Source organism: Streptomyces sp. NPDC090499 (assembly GCF_044769305.1).
In the GTDB taxonomy this organism is placed as follows: domain Bacteria; phylum Actinomycetota; class Actinomycetes; order Streptomycetales; family Streptomycetaceae; genus Streptomyces.
On sequence record NZ_JBIVXP010000008.1, the window covers coordinates 247,677 to 266,079 of the forward strand.

Here is an 18,403-nt window from a genome sequence, read left to right on the forward strand (position 1 = left end):
ACATGACCACACGCGGATGACGACGGGAGCCGAACCGGACGGGCGTCGGACTTGCGCATGCAGAGCCGGCACTGCCGGTGACGTATACGGGCCTTCCTCCCGCATGCTTCCGTGTGCGGTGCTGAACCGCGGTTTCTTTCACACGTTTTCGTCTCACACGTTTTCGTCTCACATGTTTCCGATGACGGAACACGTCACCGGTGCCGGGGGTGCTGCCGCCGGCGCCTGCACAGCCGTGCCGCCGCCACCGCGAGCACGGTGAGTACGGCGGCCACCGCGGCGGCCCGCCTGGCCACCGGTACCCCGGCCGTACGCAGCAGGTCGAGCGGCTTAGCCGGTTCGGCCTCCCCGACGTGCTCGCCCGGCGGCTCCGGTGCGCCGCCGGGGCCGGGCGGCCGTTCGGCCAGCCGGGTCGCGAGGCAGTCCGCGAACTGCCCCACCAGCCGGTCGCCGACCTCCGACAGCACCCCGCGGCCGAACTGCGCGGGGCGGCCGGTCACCGTGAGGTCGGTGCGCACCGACACGGCCGTACCGCCGTCGCGTTCGGTGAGCGTCGCGGTGACGGTGGCCCTGGCGGTGCCCTGCCCGCGGGTCTCCCGGCCGCTCGCCGCGAGCACCATCCGGTGGGCCGTCCCGTCCTGCTCCTCGAAGACCGCGGTGCCCCGGTAGGTCACGGTGACCGGGCCGACCCTGACCTTCACCGAGCCGGTCACCGTCCTGCCGTCGAAGTCCTCCACGACCGCGCCCGGCAGGCAGGGCGCCACCCGTTCGATGTCCAGGAGCGCACGCCAGGCGTCGTCGACCGGGACGGGGACGCTGAACTCGTGGTGCAGTTCCATGACTCGCTCCTTCTGCTCCTCCTGGCGGCCCCCGGTCAGCGGACGGCGGGCGCGTGGATGGCACCGGTGGTCGTGGCCAGCGGCGCGCCGCTGCCGCCCCAGCGCAGGGCGACGATCTCGGCGGCGACGGACACCGCGACCTCCTCCGGGGTACGGGCGCCGAGGTCGAGGCCGAGCGGTGAGCGCAGCCGGGACAGTTGGGCCTCGGTGAGACCGGACCCGGCCAGCCGGGCGCGCCGTTCGTCGTGGGTCCGGCGGCTGCCCATCGCCCCGATGTAGGCGGCCGGCCTGCGCAGCGCCTCCTCAAGGAGCGGCACGTCGAACTTCGGGTCGTGGGTGAGCACGCAGATCACCGTGCGGTCGTCGGTGGCGGTGCCGCTCAGGTAGCGGTGCGGCCAGTCGACGACCACCTCGACGGCGGCCGGGAAACGCTTCGGGGTGGCGAAGACCGGGCGGGCGTCGCAGACGGTGACCCGGTAGCCGAGGAAGTCGCCGATGCGGGCCACCGCGGCCGCGTAGTCGATCGCGCCGAAGACCAGCATCCGGGGCGGCGGCGCGAACGACTGCAGGAACACGGTGACCGCGTCCTCGCGGCGTTCGCCGTGCGGGCCGTAGTGCCGCAGGACGGAGGCGCCGAGCGCGAGTTCGCCGCGCGCGTCGGCGGTGACGGCGACGTCGAGGCCGGTCGTGCCGAGCGAGCCCGCCGCCCGGTCCGGCCAGACGTCGAGTGTGGCGCCCTGCCGTGCGGGCCCGTCCACCACCGTCGCCACGGTCACCGGCTCGCCCGCTGCGACCGACCCGGCCACCGCGCCGAACGCCGGGTCGGAGTCCGCGGTCACCGGCCGGACCAGCAGGGTGATCTCGCCGCCGCAGGTCAGTCCGACCGCGAACGCGTCCGCGTCGCTGTAGCCGAAGGTCTGCAGGGACGGCTCGCCGGTCGCGACGACCTCCTGGGCCAGCTCGAAGACGGCGCCCTCGACGCAGCCGCCGGACACGCTGCCCACCACCTCGTCGTCAGGACCCACGGCCATGGCCGCGCCGGGTCCGCGCGGCGCGCTGCGGCTGACCGCGACCACCGTGGCGAGGCCGAACGGGATCCCGGCGGCGTGCCAGCCGGCCAGCGTCGGCAGAATCTCACGCACCGTCCGCTCCCTTCTCCGGTCCTTCTCCCGGGCCCGTTCCCGGTTGCCTTCCCGGCTCTTGTTCCGGCGCGTCGCCGGCCCGCGCCCCGCGCACCACCGCGGCGAGCCGCTCAAGAGCCGCCAGGCTGTGCCCCGCCACGAAGGCGTCCACGCTGGGCAGCGCCGCCGCCATCCCGGCCGCCAGCGGCGCGTAACCGGGCCGCGCCTTGCGCGGGTTCGCCCACACCACCTGGTGCGCCAGACCGTGCAGCCGGCGCATCTGCCGCCCGAGCAGCTCCGGATCGCCGCGCTCCCAGCCGTCCGAGAGCAGGACGACGATCGCGCCCCGCGCCATGCCACGCTGCCCCCACCGGTTGAGGAACTCGCGCAGCAGTTCGCCCAGTCGGGTGCCCCCTCGCCAGTCGGGGACCGCGGCCGCGACCTCCGCCATCGCCAGGTCCGGGTCCCGGTGCGACAGTTCACGGGTCACCCGGGTCAGCCGGGTGCCGACCGTGAACACCTCCGTGCGGCCCGCGCGCACCGCCGCGTGCGCGAACCGCAGCAGGGCGTCGGCGTACGGGCCCATCGAACCGCTCACGTCGACGAGCAGCACCACCCGGCGCGGCCGGGCCACCCGCGCGTGCCGCCGCAGCAGGGCCGGTTCCCCGCCGCGCCGCAGCAACTCCCGTACCGTGCGCCGCGGATCGACCTCTCCGCGGCGGGCCGGCCGGCGCCGCGCCGAGCGCCGGGTCTGCCCTGCCAGCGTGAACGCGGCCAGCAGGCGGCGCAGTTGGGCCCGTTCGGCGGGATCCAGCTCGGTGACGTCGCGGTGCCGCAGGACTTCGGCGGCGCTGGCGAGGACGGCGGTGGGCGGCCCCGGCGGCTCGCTCGCGGCACCGGCAGCGGGGGCCGGGCCGGTCTCCCGTACGACCAGCCGCAGCCGGGGCGGGGGAGCGGTGCGCACCGGCTGCCGGGCGGGGGCGCCGGACGCGGCGAAGTAGCCGGCGAACACCCTGTCGTACCGCTCCAGGTCGTCATGACCGCCGCACAGCGTGGCCCGCCCAGCCCAGTACACGTCCGAGCGCACCTCCGGCCGCAGCTCGGCCACGGCACGCAGGAACGCGTACCCGCGCTCCGCGCTCGCATCCACCCCAGCCGCCCGCAACGCCCGTACGAAGCCCAGGAGTACGGCATCCGCCGGCGGTACCCCGGCCGTCCCCGACAGCGCCGCGCCCATGCCCGGTCACCCGCCCCGGGCCGCGAGGACCGCCGAGAGGTCGAGCCCGCGCGCCCGCTCGGTGTCCTCCCGGTACTTCAGCACCGAACCCAGGGTCGCCACGGCCAGTTCGGCGTCCACCTCGCTCGCCCCCAGCGCGTCCAGCGCCTCGGCCCAGTCGAGCGTCTCGGCCACCCCCGGCGGTTTGACCAGGTCCGCGCCCCGCAGCGCCTGCACAAGCGCCGTGACCTGCTCGGCCAGCCGGGCCGACACCCGCGGCAACCGGCTGCGCACGATGGCCAGTTCGCGGGCGAAGGAGGGATGGTCGAACCAGTGGTAGAGGCACCGCCGCTTCAGCGCGTCGTGGACCTCGCGGGTCCGGTTCGAGGTCAGGACCACCACCGGTGGCACCTCGGCCCGCAGCGTGCCCAGTTCGGGGATCGTCACCGAGTACTCGGACAGCAATTCGAGGAGGAACGCCTCGAACTCGTCGTCGGCCCGGTCGATCTCGTCGACCAGCAGCACCGAGGGATGCTGCTGGATCGCCCGCAGCAGGGGCCGGGCGATCAGGAAGCGCCGGTCGTAGAGCTCGCTCTCCAGCCGGTCCGCGTCCTGGACGCCCGCCGCCTCCGCGGCTCTCAGGTGCAGCAGCTGGCGCGGGAAGTCCCAGTCGTACAGGGCCTGGGAGGCGTCGATGCCCTCGTGGCACTGGAGCCGGATCAGCGGCGAGCCGAGCGCCTCGGCCAGGGCGGCGGCGAGCGCGGTCTTGCCCACGCCGGCGTCGCCCTCGCAGAACAGCGGCCGGTGCAGTCTGAGGGCCAGGAAGCAGGTGACGGCCAGCCCCTCGTCGACGAGATAGCCCGTCTCCGCCAGTCGGGCCCCCACCTGCTCCGGGTCGTCCATCGGGGGAATCGGCGCTCACCCCATTCCGGCGGCGGTCAGTACGGCCCGCCTGGTCAGCACCCGTGCGAGGTGCTCCCGGTACTCGGGCGAGCCTGACAGGTCCTGTGCGGGCCGGGTGCCCTCGGCGGCGGCCTCGGCGGCCCGCGCCACGGCCTGCGGGCCGTCGGCACCGGACAGCGCCCGCTCGGCCGCGGCGGCCCGCAGCGGGGTGGAGCCCATGTTGGTGAGCCCGATCCGTGCCTCGGCGATCTGCCCGTCGGTGCGCCGCACCAGCGCGGCGACCCCGACGACGGCCCAGGACTGGGCGACCCGCTGGAACTTCGCGTAGTGGAACCCCCAGCCGTCCGTCTTCGGGATCCGCACCTCCACCAGGAGTTCGTCGGGCGCGAGCGCCGACTGCAGGTAGTCCACGAAGAACTCCCGGGCCGGGACCGTGCGCCGGCCGCCGGGTCCCGCGACGACCAGTCCGGCGTCGAGGGCGAGCGCCACGGCGGGCAGGTCCCCGGCCGGGTCGGCGTGCGCGAGCGAGCCGCCCAGGGTGCCCCGGTGCCGTACGGCGGGGTCGGCGACGGTGGCCGTGGCCGCCGCCAGCAGCCCGGCGTGCCGCCGTACCAGCGGGTCGTGGAGGACGTCGTGGTGGGTGGTCAGCGCGCCGATGGCGAGCGTGTCGCCGTCCTCGCGGACCCCGCGCAGCTCCGGGATCCGGCCGACGTCCACGACCAGTTCCGGGAAGGCGAGCCGCAGGCGCAGCAGCGGCAGCAGGCTCTGCCCGCCGGCCAGCACCTTCGCGTCCTCGCCCGCGTCCGCGAGCGCGCGCACCGCCTCGTCGACGTCGGCCGGACGGGTGTACTCGAATGCCGGGGGAATCATGCCGACGCCTCCTTCACCGCTCGCCACACCCGCTCGGGGGTGCACGGCATCCGTACGTCGGTGACGCCCAGCGGGCGCAGCGCGTCCACCACGGCGTTGACCACCGCGGGCGTCGACGCGATCGCTCCGGCCTCGCCGACCCCCTTGACCCCCATGGCGTTCGAGGCCGCCGGGGTCTCCGTCCGGTCGGTGACGAAGTCCGGCAGGTCCGCCGCCGACGGCACCAGGTAGTCGGCCATGGTCCCGGAGACGAGGTTGCCCTCGTCGTCGTAGACGGCCTCCTCGTACAGCGCCTGCGCGATGCCCTGCGCGAGACCGCCGTGCACTTGGCCCTCGACGATCATCGGGTTGACGACATGGCCGACGTCGTCCACGCAGACGTACGACCTGATCCTCGTCCGCCCGGTCTCCGTGTCGACCTCGACCGCGCACAGGTGGGTGCCGTGCGGGTAGGAGAAGTTCTCCGGGTCGACCACCGTCTCGGCGTTGATGGACGGTTCCACGCCGTCGGGCAGGTCATGGCCGGTGAACGTCTCGAAGGCGATCTCCTGGATGGTCTTCCGCGCCTCCGGGGAGCCCTTCACGGCGAACACGCCGTCCGTGAACTCCAGGTCCTGCTCGCTGGCCTCCAGCAGATGCGCGGCCACCTTCCGCGCCTTCTCGACCACCTGCGTCGCCGCCCGGTGCACGGCCTCGCCGCCGACGGCCAGCGACCGCGAGCCGTAGGTGTCCATGCCCTGCGGGGAGGACCGGGTGTCGCCGTGCACCACCTCGACGTCCTCGAACGGCACGCCCAGCACGTCGGCCGCGATCTGGCTCCAGCAGGTCTCGTGCCCCTGCCCGTGCGGACTCGTGCCGGTCACCACCTCGACCTTGCCGGTGGGCAGCATGCGGATGCTCGCCGCCTCCCACCCGCCGGCCGCGTACCGGAGATCCCGCAGCACCCGGCTCGGCGCCAGCCCGCACATCTCGGTGTACGTCGACACGCCGATGCCGAGGCGCACCGGGTCGCCGCGTTCGTTGCGCTGCTGCTGCTCGGCACGGAGGTCCTCGTACCCGAACAGCGCGAGGGCCTTCTCGGTCGCCGCCTCGTAGTTCCCGCTGTCGTAGGTCAGCCCGGCGATCGAGGTGTACGGGAACTCCTCGTGCCGGATCCAGTTCCGGCGCCGCAACTCCACAGGATCCAGGCCGAGTTCGGCGGCCAGCTCGTCCATGATCCGCTCGATGGCGAAGGTGGCCTCCGGGCGTCCGGCACCGCGGTAGGCGTCGGTGGGCGTCCGGGTCGTGAAGACGCCAGTGCAGGTGAAATCGTAGGCGTCCATCTTGTAGATCGCCGGGTACATGAAGGCGCCGAGGATCGGGATGCCCGGGGTGACCAGCATCAGGTAGGCGCCCATGTCGGCGGTCAGGTCCACCTTCAGGCCGAGCAGCCGACCCTCGCGGGTGGCGGCGACCTCGACGTCCTGGATCATGCCGCGGCCGTGGTGGGTGGCGAGGTAGCCCTCGGAGCGGGACTCCGTCCACTTCACGGGCCGGCCCAGCCTGCGGGCGACGGCGAGCGCGACGGCCTCCTCGCCGTACACCTGGAGCTTGGAGCCGAAGCCGCCGCCCACGTCCGGGGCGATCACCCGGAGCTTGTGCTCGGGGACGCCGGTGACGGCGGCCAGCATGATCCGCAGGATGTGCGGGATCTGGGTGGCCGAGTAGACCGTGTACTCGCCGGAGGCGGCGAGCGGGGCGACCACGACCGCGCGCGGTTCCATGGCGTTGGGGATCAGCCGCTGCTGGTGGTAGCGGCGTTTGAGGGTGACCTCGGCGCGCTGCCGTACCGCCTCGAAGCTCTCGCCGGTGGCGAGCGGCCAGGTGTAGCAGCGGTTGGTGCCCTTGTCGGCGTGGACCAGCGGGGCGTCGTCGGCGAGGGCGGCCTCCAGGTCGAGGACCGGGGGCAGCGGGTCGTAGTCGACCTCGATCGCCTCCAGCGCGTCGGCGGCGGCGTACCGGTCGCGGGCCACCACGACGGCCACCGGGTCGCCGGCGTGCCGGACCTCGTCGACGGCGATCGGCGGGTGGTCGGGCAGCACGATGTCCTCGGTCACCGGCCAGGCGCAGGGCAGCGAACCCAGGCCCTCGGCGAGGTCGGCGCCGGTGAACGCGGCGACGACACCGGGGCGTTCGAGGGCGGGGGAGACGTCGACCCGGGTGAGGCGGGCGTGCGCCATCGGGCTGCGCAGGACGGCCAGGTGGAGCACTCCGGCGACCTGGATGTTGTCGGTCCAGTTGGTCTGGCCGGTGATCAGCCGGGCGTCCTCCTTGCGCAGCCGGGCGCGGCCGATCTCGGGTGCCGCGGCTTTCACGGCCTGGTCGGTCATGCCGTGGCCTCCTCGGGTACCTGTTGCCCGGCGGGGGCCTGCCGTCCGGCCTGCTGCCCGTCCGGATGTCCGTCCGGCTGTCCGGAGGCGGCGAGCACCGCGCGGACGATGTTCTGGTAGCCCGTGCACCGGCACAGGTTGCCCTCCAGGGCCTGCCTGACCTCGTCGGAGGTGGGGTGCGGGTGCTCGCTCAGCAGATCGCGGGCCGCCATGATCATCCCGGGCGTGCAGTAGCCGCACTGCAGGCCGTGCTGCTCGTGGAACGCGCGCTGCAGCGCCGTCCACTCCCCGTCCGCGGCCAGCCCCTGCACGGTGGTCACCGTGCAGCCGTCCGCCTGGACGGCCAGCACCGAGCAGCTCTTGACGGTCGCCCCGTCCAGGTCGACCGTGCACGCGCCGCAGTTCGAGGTGTCGCAGCCGATCGGGGTGCCGGTCAGGCCGAGACGGTCGCGCAGGTAGTGGACCAGCAGCAGACGGGGTTCCACCTCGTCCTCGTAGCGCGTGCCGTCCACCGTCACCTTGATGTGGGTCATGTGGCCTCCAGACCGGGCTGCGGGCCCGAGGGACCGGGACCGGGGGATTTCAGCCAGGCGGCGTGATGTAGGTCACTCTAGAACCGTGTCAAGGGGGCGGCGAGTGCTGCGGCGGGGCATTTGTTGAGCGTTAATCGATTGCCGCCGCCGGGCCCGTCCTGCTGCACTGCTCCCTCACCCGACGTCACCGAGAGAGGACCACCGATGCGCACTGCGTGCATGTCCGCCGAGGAAGGAACCCCACCCATGCCGAAGGACATCACGCCCAGTGCACATGCTCAATCTCGGAATCCTCGCCCACGTCGACGCAGGTAAGACCAGTCTGACCGAACGGCTGCTGCACACGGCCGGCGTCACCGACGAGCTCGGCAGCGTCGACGCCGGCAGCACCCGTACCGACACGCTCGCCCTGGAGCGGCAGCGCGGGATCACCATCAAGTCGGCGGTCGTGTCGTTCCCGCTCGACGGGGTCACCGTCAACCTCATCGACACCCCTGGCCACCCGGACTTCATCGCCGAGGTGGAGCGGGTGCTCGGTGTCCTGGACGGCGCGGTCCTCGTCGTCTCGGCCGTGGAAGGCGTCCAGGCGCAGACCCGGGTCCTGATGCGGACCCTGCGGCGGCTGCGCATCCCCACGCTGCTCTTCGTCAACAAGATCGACCGGCGCGGTGCCCGCGACGATGCCGTGCTCGCCCAGCTGGCCCGCAGGCTCGCCGTCCCGCTCGTCCCGATGGGCCGCGCCACCGCGCTCGGCACCCGCGCCGCCCGCTTCCTGCCCGGCCTCGGCCCGGCCGCGCTGGACGCGCTCGCCGACCACGACGACGCGCTGCTCGCCGCCTACCTCGACGGCGGGGTCCCCGAGCCCCGGCTGCGCGCCGCCCTCGCCGGACAGACCCGGCGGGCCGTGGTCCATCCGGTGTACTTCGGCTCCGCCGCCACCGGCGCCGGCGTGCCCGAGCTGATCGCCGGCATCGAGCGGCTGCTCCCGGCCGCCGACGGCGACCCGGCCGGCCCGTTCTCCGGCACGGTCTTCAAGGTGGAGCGGGGCCCGGCGGGAGAGAAGGTCGCGTACGCGCGCCTGTTCTCCGGGACCCTCGGGGTCCGCGACCGGGTCCCGTTCGGAAGCCGCGCCGCGACCGGCGGGCGGCCTGAGGGCCGGGTCACCGGGCTCAGCGTCTTCGAGGACGGCACCGATCTCCGGCGGGACAGTGCCGGTGCCGGGCGGATCGTCAAGGTGTGGGGGCTCGGCGGCATCCGGATCGGCGACACGCTCGGGCTGCCGGGACGGGCGTACGAGCACCACTTCGCGTCCCCGACCCTGGAGACCGTCGTGGTCCCCGGCCCCGGCACCGACCGCCGCTCCCTGCATGTCGCCCTCGGCCAGCTCGCCGAGCAGGACCCGCTGATCGACGTCCGGCACGACGAGGTACGGCAGGAGACCTCCGTCTCCCTCTACGGCGAGGTGCAGAAGGAGGTGATCCAGGCGACCCTCGCCGACGAGTACGGCCTCGACGTCACCTTCCGGGAGACCACCGTCATCTGCGTCGAACGGCTCACCGGCAGCGGAGCCGCCGTCGAGGTCAACAAGAAGGACGGCAACCCCTTCCTGGCCACGGTCGGCCTGCGGGTGGAGCCGGCCCCGCCGGGCGCGGGCGTCCGCTTCCGTCTGGAGGTGGAGCTGGGCTCGATGCCGTACGCCTTCTTCAAGGCCGTCGAGGACAGCGTGCGCGAGTCCCTCGGCCAGGGGCTGCACGGCTGGCGGATCCCGGACTGCACGGTGACCATGACGCACTCCGGCTACTCGCCCCGGCAGAGCCATGCCCACCAGGGCTTCGACAAGAGCATGTCCAGCACCGGCTACGACTTCCGCGGTCTCACCCCGCTGGTGCTCACCGAGGCGCTGCGGCGGGCCGGCACCCTGGTGCACGAGCCCATGCACCGCTTCCGCCTGGAGGCCCCCGTGGACACGCTGGGCGCGCTGCTGCCGGTGCTCGCCGTGCTCGGTGCGGTGCCGCAGCGGACCGGGACCGAGGGGACGCTCGCGGTCCTGGAGGGCGCGGTGCCCGCGGCCCGGGTGCACGGTCTCGAACAGCGGCTGCCGGGGCTGACCCGCGGCGAGGGCGAGCTGGAGACCGCCTTCGACCACTACGCGCCGGTGGTGCGGGGGCCGGTCCCGGAGCGGCCGCGGACCGACCACAACCCGCTGAGCCGCAAGGAGTACCTGTTGAACGTGACCGGTCGCGTGGCCGGGTGAGCGAACCGGTACGCCAACTTACTCGTGAGTCAGAAGTCTTGACTGTGTCCGGAAATCACCGGACTGTAATGGACATGACGAATATCCGGGCACGACTGATCGTTGTCCTGGTTGTCCTCTGCGGATTCCTCGCGGTGGCGGGCGCCCCGTCCGCCACCGCAGCCACCCCGTCCGACTCCCTCTGGTTCGACGGCACCGCGCTCACCGTGCAGAACGGCCGATTCACCGACGGCCAGGGCCGTGAGGTCGTGCTGCGCGGCTACAACGTCTCCGGCGAGACCAAGCTGGAGGAGAACAGCGGCCTGCCCTTCGCCTCGGTGGCCGACGCGAAGAAGTCGGCCACCGCGGTGCGCGCCCTCGGTGGCGGCAACGCCGTGCGCTTCCTGCTCTCCTGGGCGCACGCCGAACCCGTCCAGGGCCAGGTCGACACCGCCTACCTGGCCGCCGCGACCGCGCAGATGCAGGCGTTCCTCGACGCCGGCATCCGCGTCTTCCCCGACTTCCACCAGGACCTGTACTCCCGCTACCTGTTCAACTCGGGCAGCTGGTACACCGGCGACGGCGCCCCGCAGTGGGCGGTGGAGCTCGGCGACTACCCGACCGAGTACTGCGGCATCTGCCTGCTCTGGGGCCAGAACATCACCCAGAACGCGGCCGTCCAGGACGCCCAGTACGACTTCTGGCACAACAATTACGGCCTCCAGGACGCCTTCCTGGCCACGGCCCAGACCAGCATGGCCTACCTGGCCCAGCACCTCACGTCCGACGAGTTCGCGGGCGTGGTCGGCTTCGACCCGTACAACGAGCCGTACGCCGGCCGCTACGACTCCGGCGAGACCTCCCGCACCTGGGAGCAGAACCGGCTGTGGCCCTTCTACCAGAAGTTCCGGGCCCGGATGGACGCCGCCGGCTGGAGCGGCAAGCCCGCCCTCGTCGAACCGAACCTGTTCTGGAACGGCAACGTCACCAAGGAGGAGGGCGGCCTGCTGGACGCGGGCACGCTCGGCTCCAGGTACGTCTTCAACACCCACTTCTACGACCAGAAGGCCATCTCCGGCATCCTGATGTGGGGCAACGCCTCCGACGGCCAGTACTCCACCGACTTCGGCACCGTCCGCGACCGCGCCTCGGCCGCCGGGACGACCGCGATCGTCAGCGAGTTCGGCCACCCGCTCTCCGGCACCACCTCCGGCAAGGCGCCCACCGTCGACAAGGCGATGTACCAGGCCCTCGACTCCCGCCTCTCCGGGGCGAACTGGTGGTCCACCCCGGCCTCCTCCGGACCGGTCCTCTCCGGCACCCAGTGGCAGTGGGACATCTACAACGGCCGCCACCACGAGCTGATGAACGACAACCCGGACAAGGTCCTCACCTCCGGTGACGCCTGGAACGACGAGGACATGTCGGCCGTCGACATGACCGACTCCGGAACCGTGACGCTCCGTCAGGACGCCCGGCTGCTCGACCGGATCTACCCGTCCGCCACCTCGGGCTCCACCCTCGCCTTCACCTACGAGGACCGTTCCCGGGACGGCTCCACGACCCTGACCTGGAACCCGGTGCCCAGCTCGCTGCCGAACGTGGCCGCGCTGGTGGGCTCCGGACAGTACGCCGTCCAGGTCTGGCGCTCCAGCAGCGCCACCGCACCGACCGAACTCCACCTACCGGCCTCCTTCGCGACCGCGTCCACCACCGTCGTCTCCGACCTGGGCACGTCCTACGCGCCCCCGGCGTACACGTCCTCGACCCCGGTCGGCGTGGCGGCGGAACCGGGTGGGACGGGCAGCCGCCGACTGCTGCTCACCGACTCGGACTCCGGCGTGCTGCACTTCGCGCTGGTCACCAACGGGGCGACCTCGCCCAGCTCCACCGTGCTCACTGCGGCCAAGGCGGAACTGGCCGCCTGGGTGGCTGCGAAGTTCTGAGCAGTGCTTCGGTCTCCGGGGTGCCGCGCACCCCGGAGACCGAAGGCCCTGATGAACCGTCAACTACCGGACGCGCCAGTCCAGTCGGTCTGCACATGGCCGAGCCGGACGCGCTGCGGGTGGTCGCCGACCGGGACCGAGGTCACCTTCTGGCCGGTGCCGAAGTCGATGGCCGTCACCTGGTCGGCGCCGCTCTCCGAGATGACGCAGTCCTTGCCGTCACCGCTGACCGTGGCCCAGTACGGGGTGGACGCCGTGATGAGCGGCCCCTCCTGCAGAGTCGCGCGGTCGACGATCGTGGCGTAGTTGTCCATCGTCCCGGCGACGCACAGCTTGGTGCCGTCCGGTTTCATCGAGATGCCGTGGTGGCGAGAGTCGAGGAGCCAGGTGGTGCGGTCGGTGCTGGTCGCCGGGTTCGCCGGCAGGGTCTTCACCCGGGTTATCTTGTCGCTGGCGATGTCGTACTCCAGGAAGCCGTTGAAGAACGACACCTGGAAGTACATCTTCGACCAGTCGGGTGTGAAGGCCGCGGGCCGGACCGCGTCCGAGAAGTCCGTCAGCCCGATCGCGTCCAGCCGGGCCCGCATGTCGATGGTCTTGACCTGCTTGTACGTCGTGGCGTCGGCGACGGTGATGTGCCGGTCGCCCTTCGTCCAGTCCCAGACCGGGTCGTCCAGCGAGGTGGTGACCTCACCGATCGACATGTTCCAGATGTACTTCCCGTCGGGGCTGAAGACGTTCTCGTGCGGCTTGTCACCGGTGGCGAACTCGCCCAGTTCCGTGCCGGTGTTGATGTCCAGCACCTGCACTTTGTTCGCGGTGGACGCCGAGACCGCGACCTTGGTGCCGTCGGGGGAGACGGCCATGTGGTCGGCACGGTAACCGGCCACCGGGAAGCGCCAGTTGATCTTGTCGGTGGCGAGGTCGATGGAGACGACGTCCGCGAAGCTCGGGCGCGAGACGACCACGGACCTCCCGTCCGGCGTGGAGTACATGTCGTCCACGTACTGGTCGTGGCCCTGGCCGACCTCGTTGCGGATCGACGTGTAGTAGATCCACTTGATGGGGTCGGCGTTGATCTCGGCGATCCGCGCGTCCTTGTCGGGGACGACGTTGATCTGGCCGACCTTGGCGAAGTCGCCGGACGAGTTCAGGACGGTCGCGGTGCCGTCCCAGTTGTTGCCGACGAACAGCACCTCGCGCAGCGAGGCGTCGGCCGCGGCGGTGGCGGCGGTCGCGGGCGCGGCGACGGTCAGGGCGAGGGCGGCGGCCACGGAGCAAAGGTGCCTGGGTCTGAAAGCAGGCATGACTGCTCTCTCCTCTTGAGGGGGGTGGGGACGCGCGCGTGCGGTCACAGGGTCACGAATCTGAACACGGGCGCGTTCAAAACGAACTTACTGAAAAGTAAGGAGGGGGTGGATGACTCCACAAGAGGCGTACGCGAGAAAATTGGCCATCGGGCGGTCGACGGAGGGGGCAATCTTGGCGGGCAGGCTCAAGGCACCGACAGGTCGCTACGGCGGCCGGTCCGCCGCGGAACGCAAGGCCGACCGGCGTCGGCGCTTCCTGGACGCGGCGCTCCAACTCTTCGGCGAGGCACCGGGGTTCCGTGCCACGACCGTCGCCGCGCTGAGCCAGGCGGCGGGTCTGTCGACCCGTCAGTTCTACGAGGAGTTCCAGACCCTGGAGGATGTGCTCGCCGCGTTGCACCTGGAGGTCAACGGGTGGGCCGAGCGGGCGGTGGCCGATGCCTTCGCGGAGGCGGAACCGCTGCCGTTGGTCGATCGGGTGACGGTGCTGTTCCGGGCCTACGCCCGTGACGTCACGTCGGATCCGCGGCGTATCCGCATCGCCTTCGTGGAGATCATCGGGGTCAGTCCACCGCTGGAGGAGCAGCGGCTGGCGCGGCGGGCGCGGTGGGTGGAGCTGATATGCACCGAGGCGAACGCGGCGGTCGCGCGGGGGGACGCGGCGCCGCGTGACTACCGGCTGGCCGCGACGGCGTTCATCGGCAGCGTGAACGGGCTGCTGCACGACTGGAGCGCGGGGTGGGTGGAGGCGACGCTGGACGACGTCGTGGAGGAGTTGGTGCGGTTGCTGGTGGGGATCCTGCGGCCGGAGGGGTGGACGCCCGGAGGCGCGCGGTAGCAGACCGACCGCGCATCCGCGTGTCACGACCACCCACCCGGCGAACCTAGGCGGTCACGGCACCGGCACCTGTCAGTTGAGCTGTACGGAGGAGATGGTGTCGTTCTGCTTCACGTCGATCTTCGAGAAGTCCGTCATGGTGCGGTACTCGATGATGTCGCCCTGCAGCGGGAAGCTCGTGCCGCCGTACTGGGTGGCGGTCCAGAGCGTCACCCAACGGCCAGGCATCTTCTTGATGACCGACGAGGTCACGTCGTTGAAGTCGTGGGTCTTGAGGTTCGGAATGGACTCGTCGGTGAGCAGGATCCGGCCGCCCCCGTTGGGCCCGTTGTAGTCGCTGTGCTCGTACAGTGCCAGGAATCCGTCCGGGCAGGCGTCCATGCCCTGGCCTGTGATCACACGAACAGTCATGTTTGGTGCCTTCCTTGCCGCGGCTCCCGCGGGAGCCGCACTGGGAGGTGGTCGGCGTCGACGCGCAGCCCCATGCCATCACGTGGCGTAAGGCAGTGACTACTTTTGGTAGTGCGGGTGTGGGTGCGAATGTGGTCGGAGTGCGGCACCGGCTCCGCGCGGGCGGTTACTCGGGAAGAGGGTTCTGGGCCATGCGCAGGCGGCCGACCCGGGCCGCCTCTCGTACGACGGAGAAGCCGTAGGCGAGCATGTCGCGCTCATAGGCGGTCAGGGCTTCGGCAAGGGCGAGTTGCCCGTCGGCGACCTTCTTGAGTGCGCGGCCGAGCAGGGCTCCGTCACGCATCGCGACGTTGGCCCCGCGGCCCAGGGTGGGTGTCATCGCGTGGACGGCGTCCCCGAGGAGGGTGACGTTGGTGGGTGCGTCGAGCGCGGTCGGCACACTGGTGTACATCTCGACGAGGAAGAAGGAGGCCGGATCCGCACTGCGGACGAGGTCGGCGGCACCGGTCGGCCAGTCGCGGAGGACCTCGGCGGCGATGCGGCGAAGTTCCTCACCCGAGCGGGCGCGCAGTGCGCCGTCCGCGTTCGGGAAGAACTCGTGGCGGCCGCCCACGATGCACACGACGTAGTCGTCCTGGTCGCGCATCGCGACCCCGGGGGCGAAGCGCGCCACCGCGTCGGCAGGGGAGGCCGGGAAGCGGACGCAGCCGAGTCCGAGGAACACCTTCCGTTCGTCCGAAGCGATGGTGAAGATGTCCGTCATGGTTTCGGCGGGCACGAAGGGCTCGGCCGCCGCCCTCGGCAGACGGCCGTAGACCGCGGTGATCCCGGCGTCGGCCGTGTCGCGGTGCGGGGCCCGCCCGCGGCGGACGGCCGAGCGGATGCCGTCGGCGCCGACGAGGACGTGGCCGTGCGCCCGGGAGCCGTCGGTGAAGTACGCGGTCACCCCCTCGGAGTCGCTCTCGTAGTGGTCGAGGGTCTTTCCGAAACGCACGGTGTGCTCCAGGCCGGCGAGCAGGATCTGGCGCAGGGTCGCGCGGTCGACGTTGGCGTGGGATCCCGGTCCGTCGTGGGCGGGCCAGACGCCTTGGCCGTGGTCGTCCTGTGCAGGCAGGCGCTTGATGACCGACAGGTCGGTGCCCAGGATCGTGGTGAACGCCTCGGTGTACTGCGCGGTTGCGTCGAAGACCGCGTGGAGGTCGGCCGGGAGGACCTCGCGAGCGGCGTTGAGCGCGTCGGCGTCCAGGTGGAGGCGGTAGCCCTGGGGCCGGTCCCACGGGCTTGCGTCGCGTTCGAAGACCGCGACGTCGATCCCGTGGTTGCGCAGCGATTGGGCGAGAGTGAGACCGCCGAGACCGGCACCGGCGACGAGAACCTTCAGGTCAGACATGACCGTCCCTTGTTCGAGTTCGACAAAGGACGCACGGGTGACCTGACCAGGCCGTTGCACGAACGCTGAGGCGTCACCCGGACTACCTACCGGGCAGTGGCTTTCGTACGTCGCCCGGACCGTAGCGCGCGCTTGCGGTGATGTGCAAGCCGGCGCGGACGGCCGGGATGGGAGCGGGGCGGCATCGGTCCGCGGTCCGGATCGGCGGCACGCGGGCGGGCGTGGGGTGAACGACCCGAAGGCGGACGGGACTTCACTCCTGTCGCAGTCGTTGACTTACCCCTCCGGCGGCTCTACGGTCGGCCCGCGACACGTTCGGAACACCGATCCATGTTCGGTATCACGAACAAATGTGAGTCGTACCCCTCGCGCACCCCCGTGGAGGAGCCGCATGTACCCCCCGCCCAGATCGACCGGCAGCGGTCTCGTACGACACCTGTGGGCCGCTGCCGTACGCACCCTGGCCCTGACCCTGACGGCCGCGGCCGCGCTCCTCTTCGCCGCTCCGGGACCGGCTCGGGCGGCGACCGCGGCGCAGGTCTCGGTGCCCACCGCCCCGATGGGCTGGGCCTCCTGGAACAGCTTCGCGGCGAAGATCGACTACGACGTCATCAAGGCGCAGGTCGACGCCTTCGTCGCGGCCGGGCTCCCGGCCGCCGGCTACAAGTACATCAACATCGACGAGGGCTGGTGGCAGGGCACCCGCGACAGCTCCGGCAACATCACCGTCGACACCGGTGAGTGGCCCGGCGGCATGAGCGCCATCGCCGACTACATCCACAGCAAGGGCCTGAAGGCCGGCATCTACACCGACGCGGGCGCCAACGGCTGCGGCTACTACTACCCGACCGGCCGTCCTGCCGCCGCCAACACGGGCAGCGAGGGGCACTACGCCCAGGACATGCTCCAGTTCTCCGAGTGGGGCTTCGACTTCGTGAAGGTCGACTGGTGCGGCGGCGACGCCGAGGGCCTGGACGCGGCCACCACCTACAAGTCGATCAGCTCGGCCGTCGCCACGGCCGCGGCCACCACCGGCCGCCCGCTGACCCTGTCCATCTGCAACTGGGGCTACCAGAACACCTGGAACTGGGCGACGGGCCTTGCCCCCATGTGGCGGACCAGCACGGACATCTACTACTACGGCGGCACCGCGTCCCAGTCGGCCGTCCTGTCCAACTTCGACCAGACCCTGCACCCGGCCGCCCAGCACACCGGCTACTACAACGACCCCGACATGCTCACCGTCGGCATGTCCGGCCTCACGGCGGCCCAGAACCGCACCCACATGGCCCTGTGGGCGATCTCCGGCGCCCCGCTGCTCGCCGGCAACGACCTCACCACGATGACCAGCGAGACGGCCGGCATCCTCAAGAACTCCGACGTCATCGGTGTCGACCAGGACGCGCGCGGGCTGCAGGGCGTCAAGGTCGCCGAGGACACCACCGGTCTGCAGGTCTACAGCAAGGTCCTGGCCGGCACCGGCAACCGTGCGGTCGTCCTCCTCAACCGCACCTCCTCCGCGGCGAACATCACCGCCCGCTGGTCCGACCTCGGCCTGACCGGCGCCTCGTCGACCGTGCGGGACCTGTGGGCGCAGTCGAACCTCGGCTCGTACGCGACGAGTTACACCGCCAGCGTGCCGGCCGGCGGCTCGGTCATGCTCAAGGTGAGCGGCGGTACGGAGGCGGCCGGCACGAGCTACAGCGCGTCCTCCACCGGCAGGTACACCGGCGTCGGCGCCGCGAGCACCGGCCTGGACGTCGTCGACGTCGCCTACACCAACACCGGCTCCACCGCCGTCACCGGCACCCTCCAGGTCAACGGCCAGACCGCCACCACGGTCTCCTTCCCGCCGACCGGGTCCTCGCAGGGCACGGTCTCGGTGCAGGCCGACCTGAGCAAGGGGTCGGGCAACTCGCTCACCTTCACGGGGAGTTCGCTGCCGACGCTCGGCTCGATCGCGGTCAGTCCGATCCCCGGCACCAACGGCACCCTCCTCGTGGGCGGACAGTCCAGCCGGTGCGCCGACGTCTACAACAACACCATCACCAACGGCACCCAGGCCGAGATCTGGGACTGCAATGGCGGCCAGAACCAGGCCTGGACGTACACCTCGCGCAAGGAGTTCGTGGTGTACGGCAACAAGTGCCTGGACGCGTACAACCAGGGCACCACCAACGGCACCAAGGTCGTGATCTGGGACTGCAACGGGCAGAACAACCAGAAGTGGAACGTGAACTCGGACGGGACGATCACGAACGTCAACGCCGGGCTGTGCCTGGACGTGTACGGCGCGGCCACCGGCAACGGGTCCTCGCTGGTGCTGTGGACCTGCAACGGCGGGACCAACCAGCAGTGGAGCCAGAGTTGAGCCGGTAGGTCGTCGGGCGCGGGTGGACTGTGGCCGGTCGCGCACACGCGGCG

14 protein-coding genes are annotated in these 18,403 nt (G+C 71.7%); 4 read left to right on the forward strand and 10 right to left on the reverse strand.

Annotated elements, in window-relative coordinates:
* Positions 1–194: 194 nt before the first annotated feature.
* From ACIQVL_RS28745 to ACIQVL_RS28775, 7 genes are read right to left on the reverse strand one after another with little or no spacing between them, the layout of a single operon-like run.
* Positions 195–839 (reverse strand): SRPBCC family protein, encoded by a 645-nt coding sequence (locus tag ACIQVL_RS28745; RefSeq protein ID WP_403476741.1) that lies wholly within the window; start codon positions 837–839, stop codon positions 195–197.
* Positions 840–874: 35 nt separating this feature from the next.
* Complete coding sequence (locus ACIQVL_RS28750; RefSeq protein WP_403476742.1) at positions 875–1,981, reverse strand: XdhC family protein; 1,107 nt, start codon at positions 1,979–1,981, stop codon at positions 875–877.
* Positions 1,974–3,197 carry a VWA domain-containing protein gene (locus ACIQVL_RS28755; protein ID WP_403476743.1) on the reverse strand — a complete coding sequence of 408 codons (1,224 nt, stop codon included), beginning with the start codon at positions 3,195–3,197 and terminating at the stop codon, positions 1,974–1,976. The genes ACIQVL_RS28750 and ACIQVL_RS28755 overlap by 8 nt, the downstream gene beginning before the upstream one ends.
* Positions 3,198–3,203: 6 nt before the next feature.
* Positions 3,204–4,079: an AAA family ATPase gene (locus ACIQVL_RS28760; protein ID WP_403426013.1), complete on the reverse strand. Its 876-nt coding sequence runs from the start codon at positions 4,077–4,079 to the stop codon at positions 3,204–3,206.
* A gap of 15 nt (positions 4,080–4,094) precedes the next feature.
* Positions 4,095–4,949, reverse strand: a complete 855-nt coding sequence (locus tag ACIQVL_RS28765; RefSeq protein ID WP_403476744.1) for an FAD binding domain-containing protein — start codon at positions 4,947–4,949, stop codon at positions 4,095–4,097.
* Positions 4,946–7,318, reverse strand: a complete 2,373-nt coding sequence (locus tag ACIQVL_RS28770) for a xanthine dehydrogenase family protein molybdopterin-binding subunit (protein WP_403476745.1) — start codon at positions 7,316–7,318, stop codon at positions 4,946–4,948. Before ACIQVL_RS28770 ends, ACIQVL_RS28765 begins: the two co-directional genes overlap by 4 nt.
* Positions 7,315–7,851 carry a (2Fe-2S)-binding protein gene (locus tag ACIQVL_RS28775; protein WP_403426007.1) on the reverse strand — a complete coding sequence of 179 codons (537 nt, stop codon included), beginning with the start codon at positions 7,849–7,851 and terminating at the stop codon, positions 7,315–7,317. Before ACIQVL_RS28775 ends, ACIQVL_RS28770 begins: the two co-directional genes overlap by 4 nt.
* A gap of 268 nt (positions 7,852–8,119) precedes the next feature.
* Here ACIQVL_RS28775 and ACIQVL_RS28780 point away from each other — a divergent pair, with 268 nt between their 5' ends.
* The gene (locus tag ACIQVL_RS28780) at positions 8,120–10,105 is read left to right on the forward strand and encodes a GTP-binding protein (protein ID WP_403476746.1); all 1,986 of its coding nucleotides are present in this window, start codon (positions 8,120–8,122) and stop codon (positions 10,103–10,105) included.
* Between the two features lie 68 nt (positions 10,106–10,173).
* Positions 10,174–12,030, forward strand: coding sequence for a cellulase family glycosylhydrolase (locus ACIQVL_RS28785; protein ID WP_403476747.1), 1,857 nt, complete (start codon positions 10,174–10,176; stop codon positions 12,028–12,030).
* A 59-nt stretch (positions 12,031–12,089) separates the two neighbouring features.
* Here ACIQVL_RS28785 and ACIQVL_RS28790 read toward each other — a convergent pair whose 3' ends face one another.
* Positions 12,090–13,337, reverse strand: a complete 1,248-nt coding sequence (locus ACIQVL_RS28790) for a YncE family protein (protein ID WP_403426001.1) — start codon at positions 13,335–13,337, stop codon at positions 12,090–12,092.
* Between the two features lie 175 nt (positions 13,338–13,512).
* Here ACIQVL_RS28790 and ACIQVL_RS28795 point away from each other — a divergent pair, with 175 nt between their 5' ends.
* Entirely contained in the window at positions 13,513–14,178 is a 666-nt protein-coding gene (locus ACIQVL_RS28795; protein WP_403426269.1) for a TetR/AcrR family transcriptional regulator, read from the forward strand.
* Between the two features lie 72 nt (positions 14,179–14,250).
* On the opposite strand, the gene ACIQVL_RS28800 is transcribed toward ACIQVL_RS28795, so the two are convergent.
* Both ACIQVL_RS28800 and ACIQVL_RS28805 read right to left on the reverse strand, forming a co-directional pair.
* Complete coding sequence (locus ACIQVL_RS28800; protein ID WP_403425999.1) at positions 14,251–14,589, reverse strand: peptidase inhibitor family I36 protein; 339 nt, start codon at positions 14,587–14,589, stop codon at positions 14,251–14,253.
* 166 nt (positions 14,590–14,755) lie between these two features.
* The gene (locus ACIQVL_RS28805; protein WP_403425997.1) at positions 14,756–15,979 is read right to left on the reverse strand and encodes an FAD-dependent oxidoreductase; all 1,224 of its coding nucleotides are present in this window, start codon (positions 15,977–15,979) and stop codon (positions 14,756–14,758) included.
* A gap of 391 nt (positions 15,980–16,370) precedes the next feature.
* On the opposite strand from ACIQVL_RS28805, the gene ACIQVL_RS28810 reads away from it, so the two are divergent.
* Entirely contained in the window at positions 16,371–18,350 is a 1,980-nt protein-coding gene (locus tag ACIQVL_RS28810; RefSeq protein ID WP_403476748.1) for a ricin-type beta-trefoil lectin domain protein, read from the forward strand.
* Positions 18,351–18,403 lie beyond the last annotated feature (53 nt).

Bases quoted from the DNA above. Each gene is read 5' to 3' on its own strand.
- ACIQVL_RS28745 (WP_403476741.1), bottom strand. From the start codon at position 839: ATGGAACTGCACCACGAGTTCAGCGTCCCCGTCCCGGTCGACGACGCC.
- ACIQVL_RS28800 (WP_403425999.1), bottom strand. From the start codon at position 14,589: ATGACTGTTCGTGTGATCACAGGCCAGGGCATGGACGCCTGCCCGGAC.
- ACIQVL_RS28810 (WP_403476748.1), top strand. From the start codon at position 16,371: ATGTACCCCCCGCCCAGATCGACCGGCAGCGGTCTCGTACGACACCTG.
- ACIQVL_RS28775 (WP_403426007.1), bottom strand. From the start codon at position 7,851: ATGACCCACATCAAGGTGACGGTGGACGGCACGCGCTACGAGGACGAG.
- ACIQVL_RS28785 (WP_403476747.1), top strand. From the start codon at position 10,174: ATGGACATGACGAATATCCGGGCACGACTGATCGTTGTCCTGGTTGTC.
- ACIQVL_RS28770 (WP_403476745.1), bottom strand. From the start codon at position 7,318: ATGACCGACCAGGCCGTGAAAGCCGCGGCACCCGAGATCGGCCGCGCC.
- ACIQVL_RS28760 (WP_403426013.1), bottom strand. From the start codon at position 4,079: ATGGACGACCCGGAGCAGGTGGGGGCCCGACTGGCGGAGACGGGCTAT.
- ACIQVL_RS28755 (WP_403476743.1), bottom strand. From the start codon at position 3,197: ATGGGCGCGGCGCTGTCGGGGACGGCCGGGGTACCGCCGGCGGATGCC.
- ACIQVL_RS28805 (WP_403425997.1), bottom strand. From the start codon at position 15,979: ATGTCTGACCTGAAGGTTCTCGTCGCCGGTGCCGGTCTCGGCGGTCTC.
- ACIQVL_RS28790 (WP_403426001.1), bottom strand. From the start codon at position 13,337: ATGCCTGCTTTCAGACCCAGGCACCTTTGCTCCGTGGCCGCCGCCCTC.
- ACIQVL_RS28765 (WP_403476744.1), bottom strand. From the start codon at position 4,949: ATGATTCCCCCGGCATTCGAGTACACCCGTCCGGCCGACGTCGACGAG.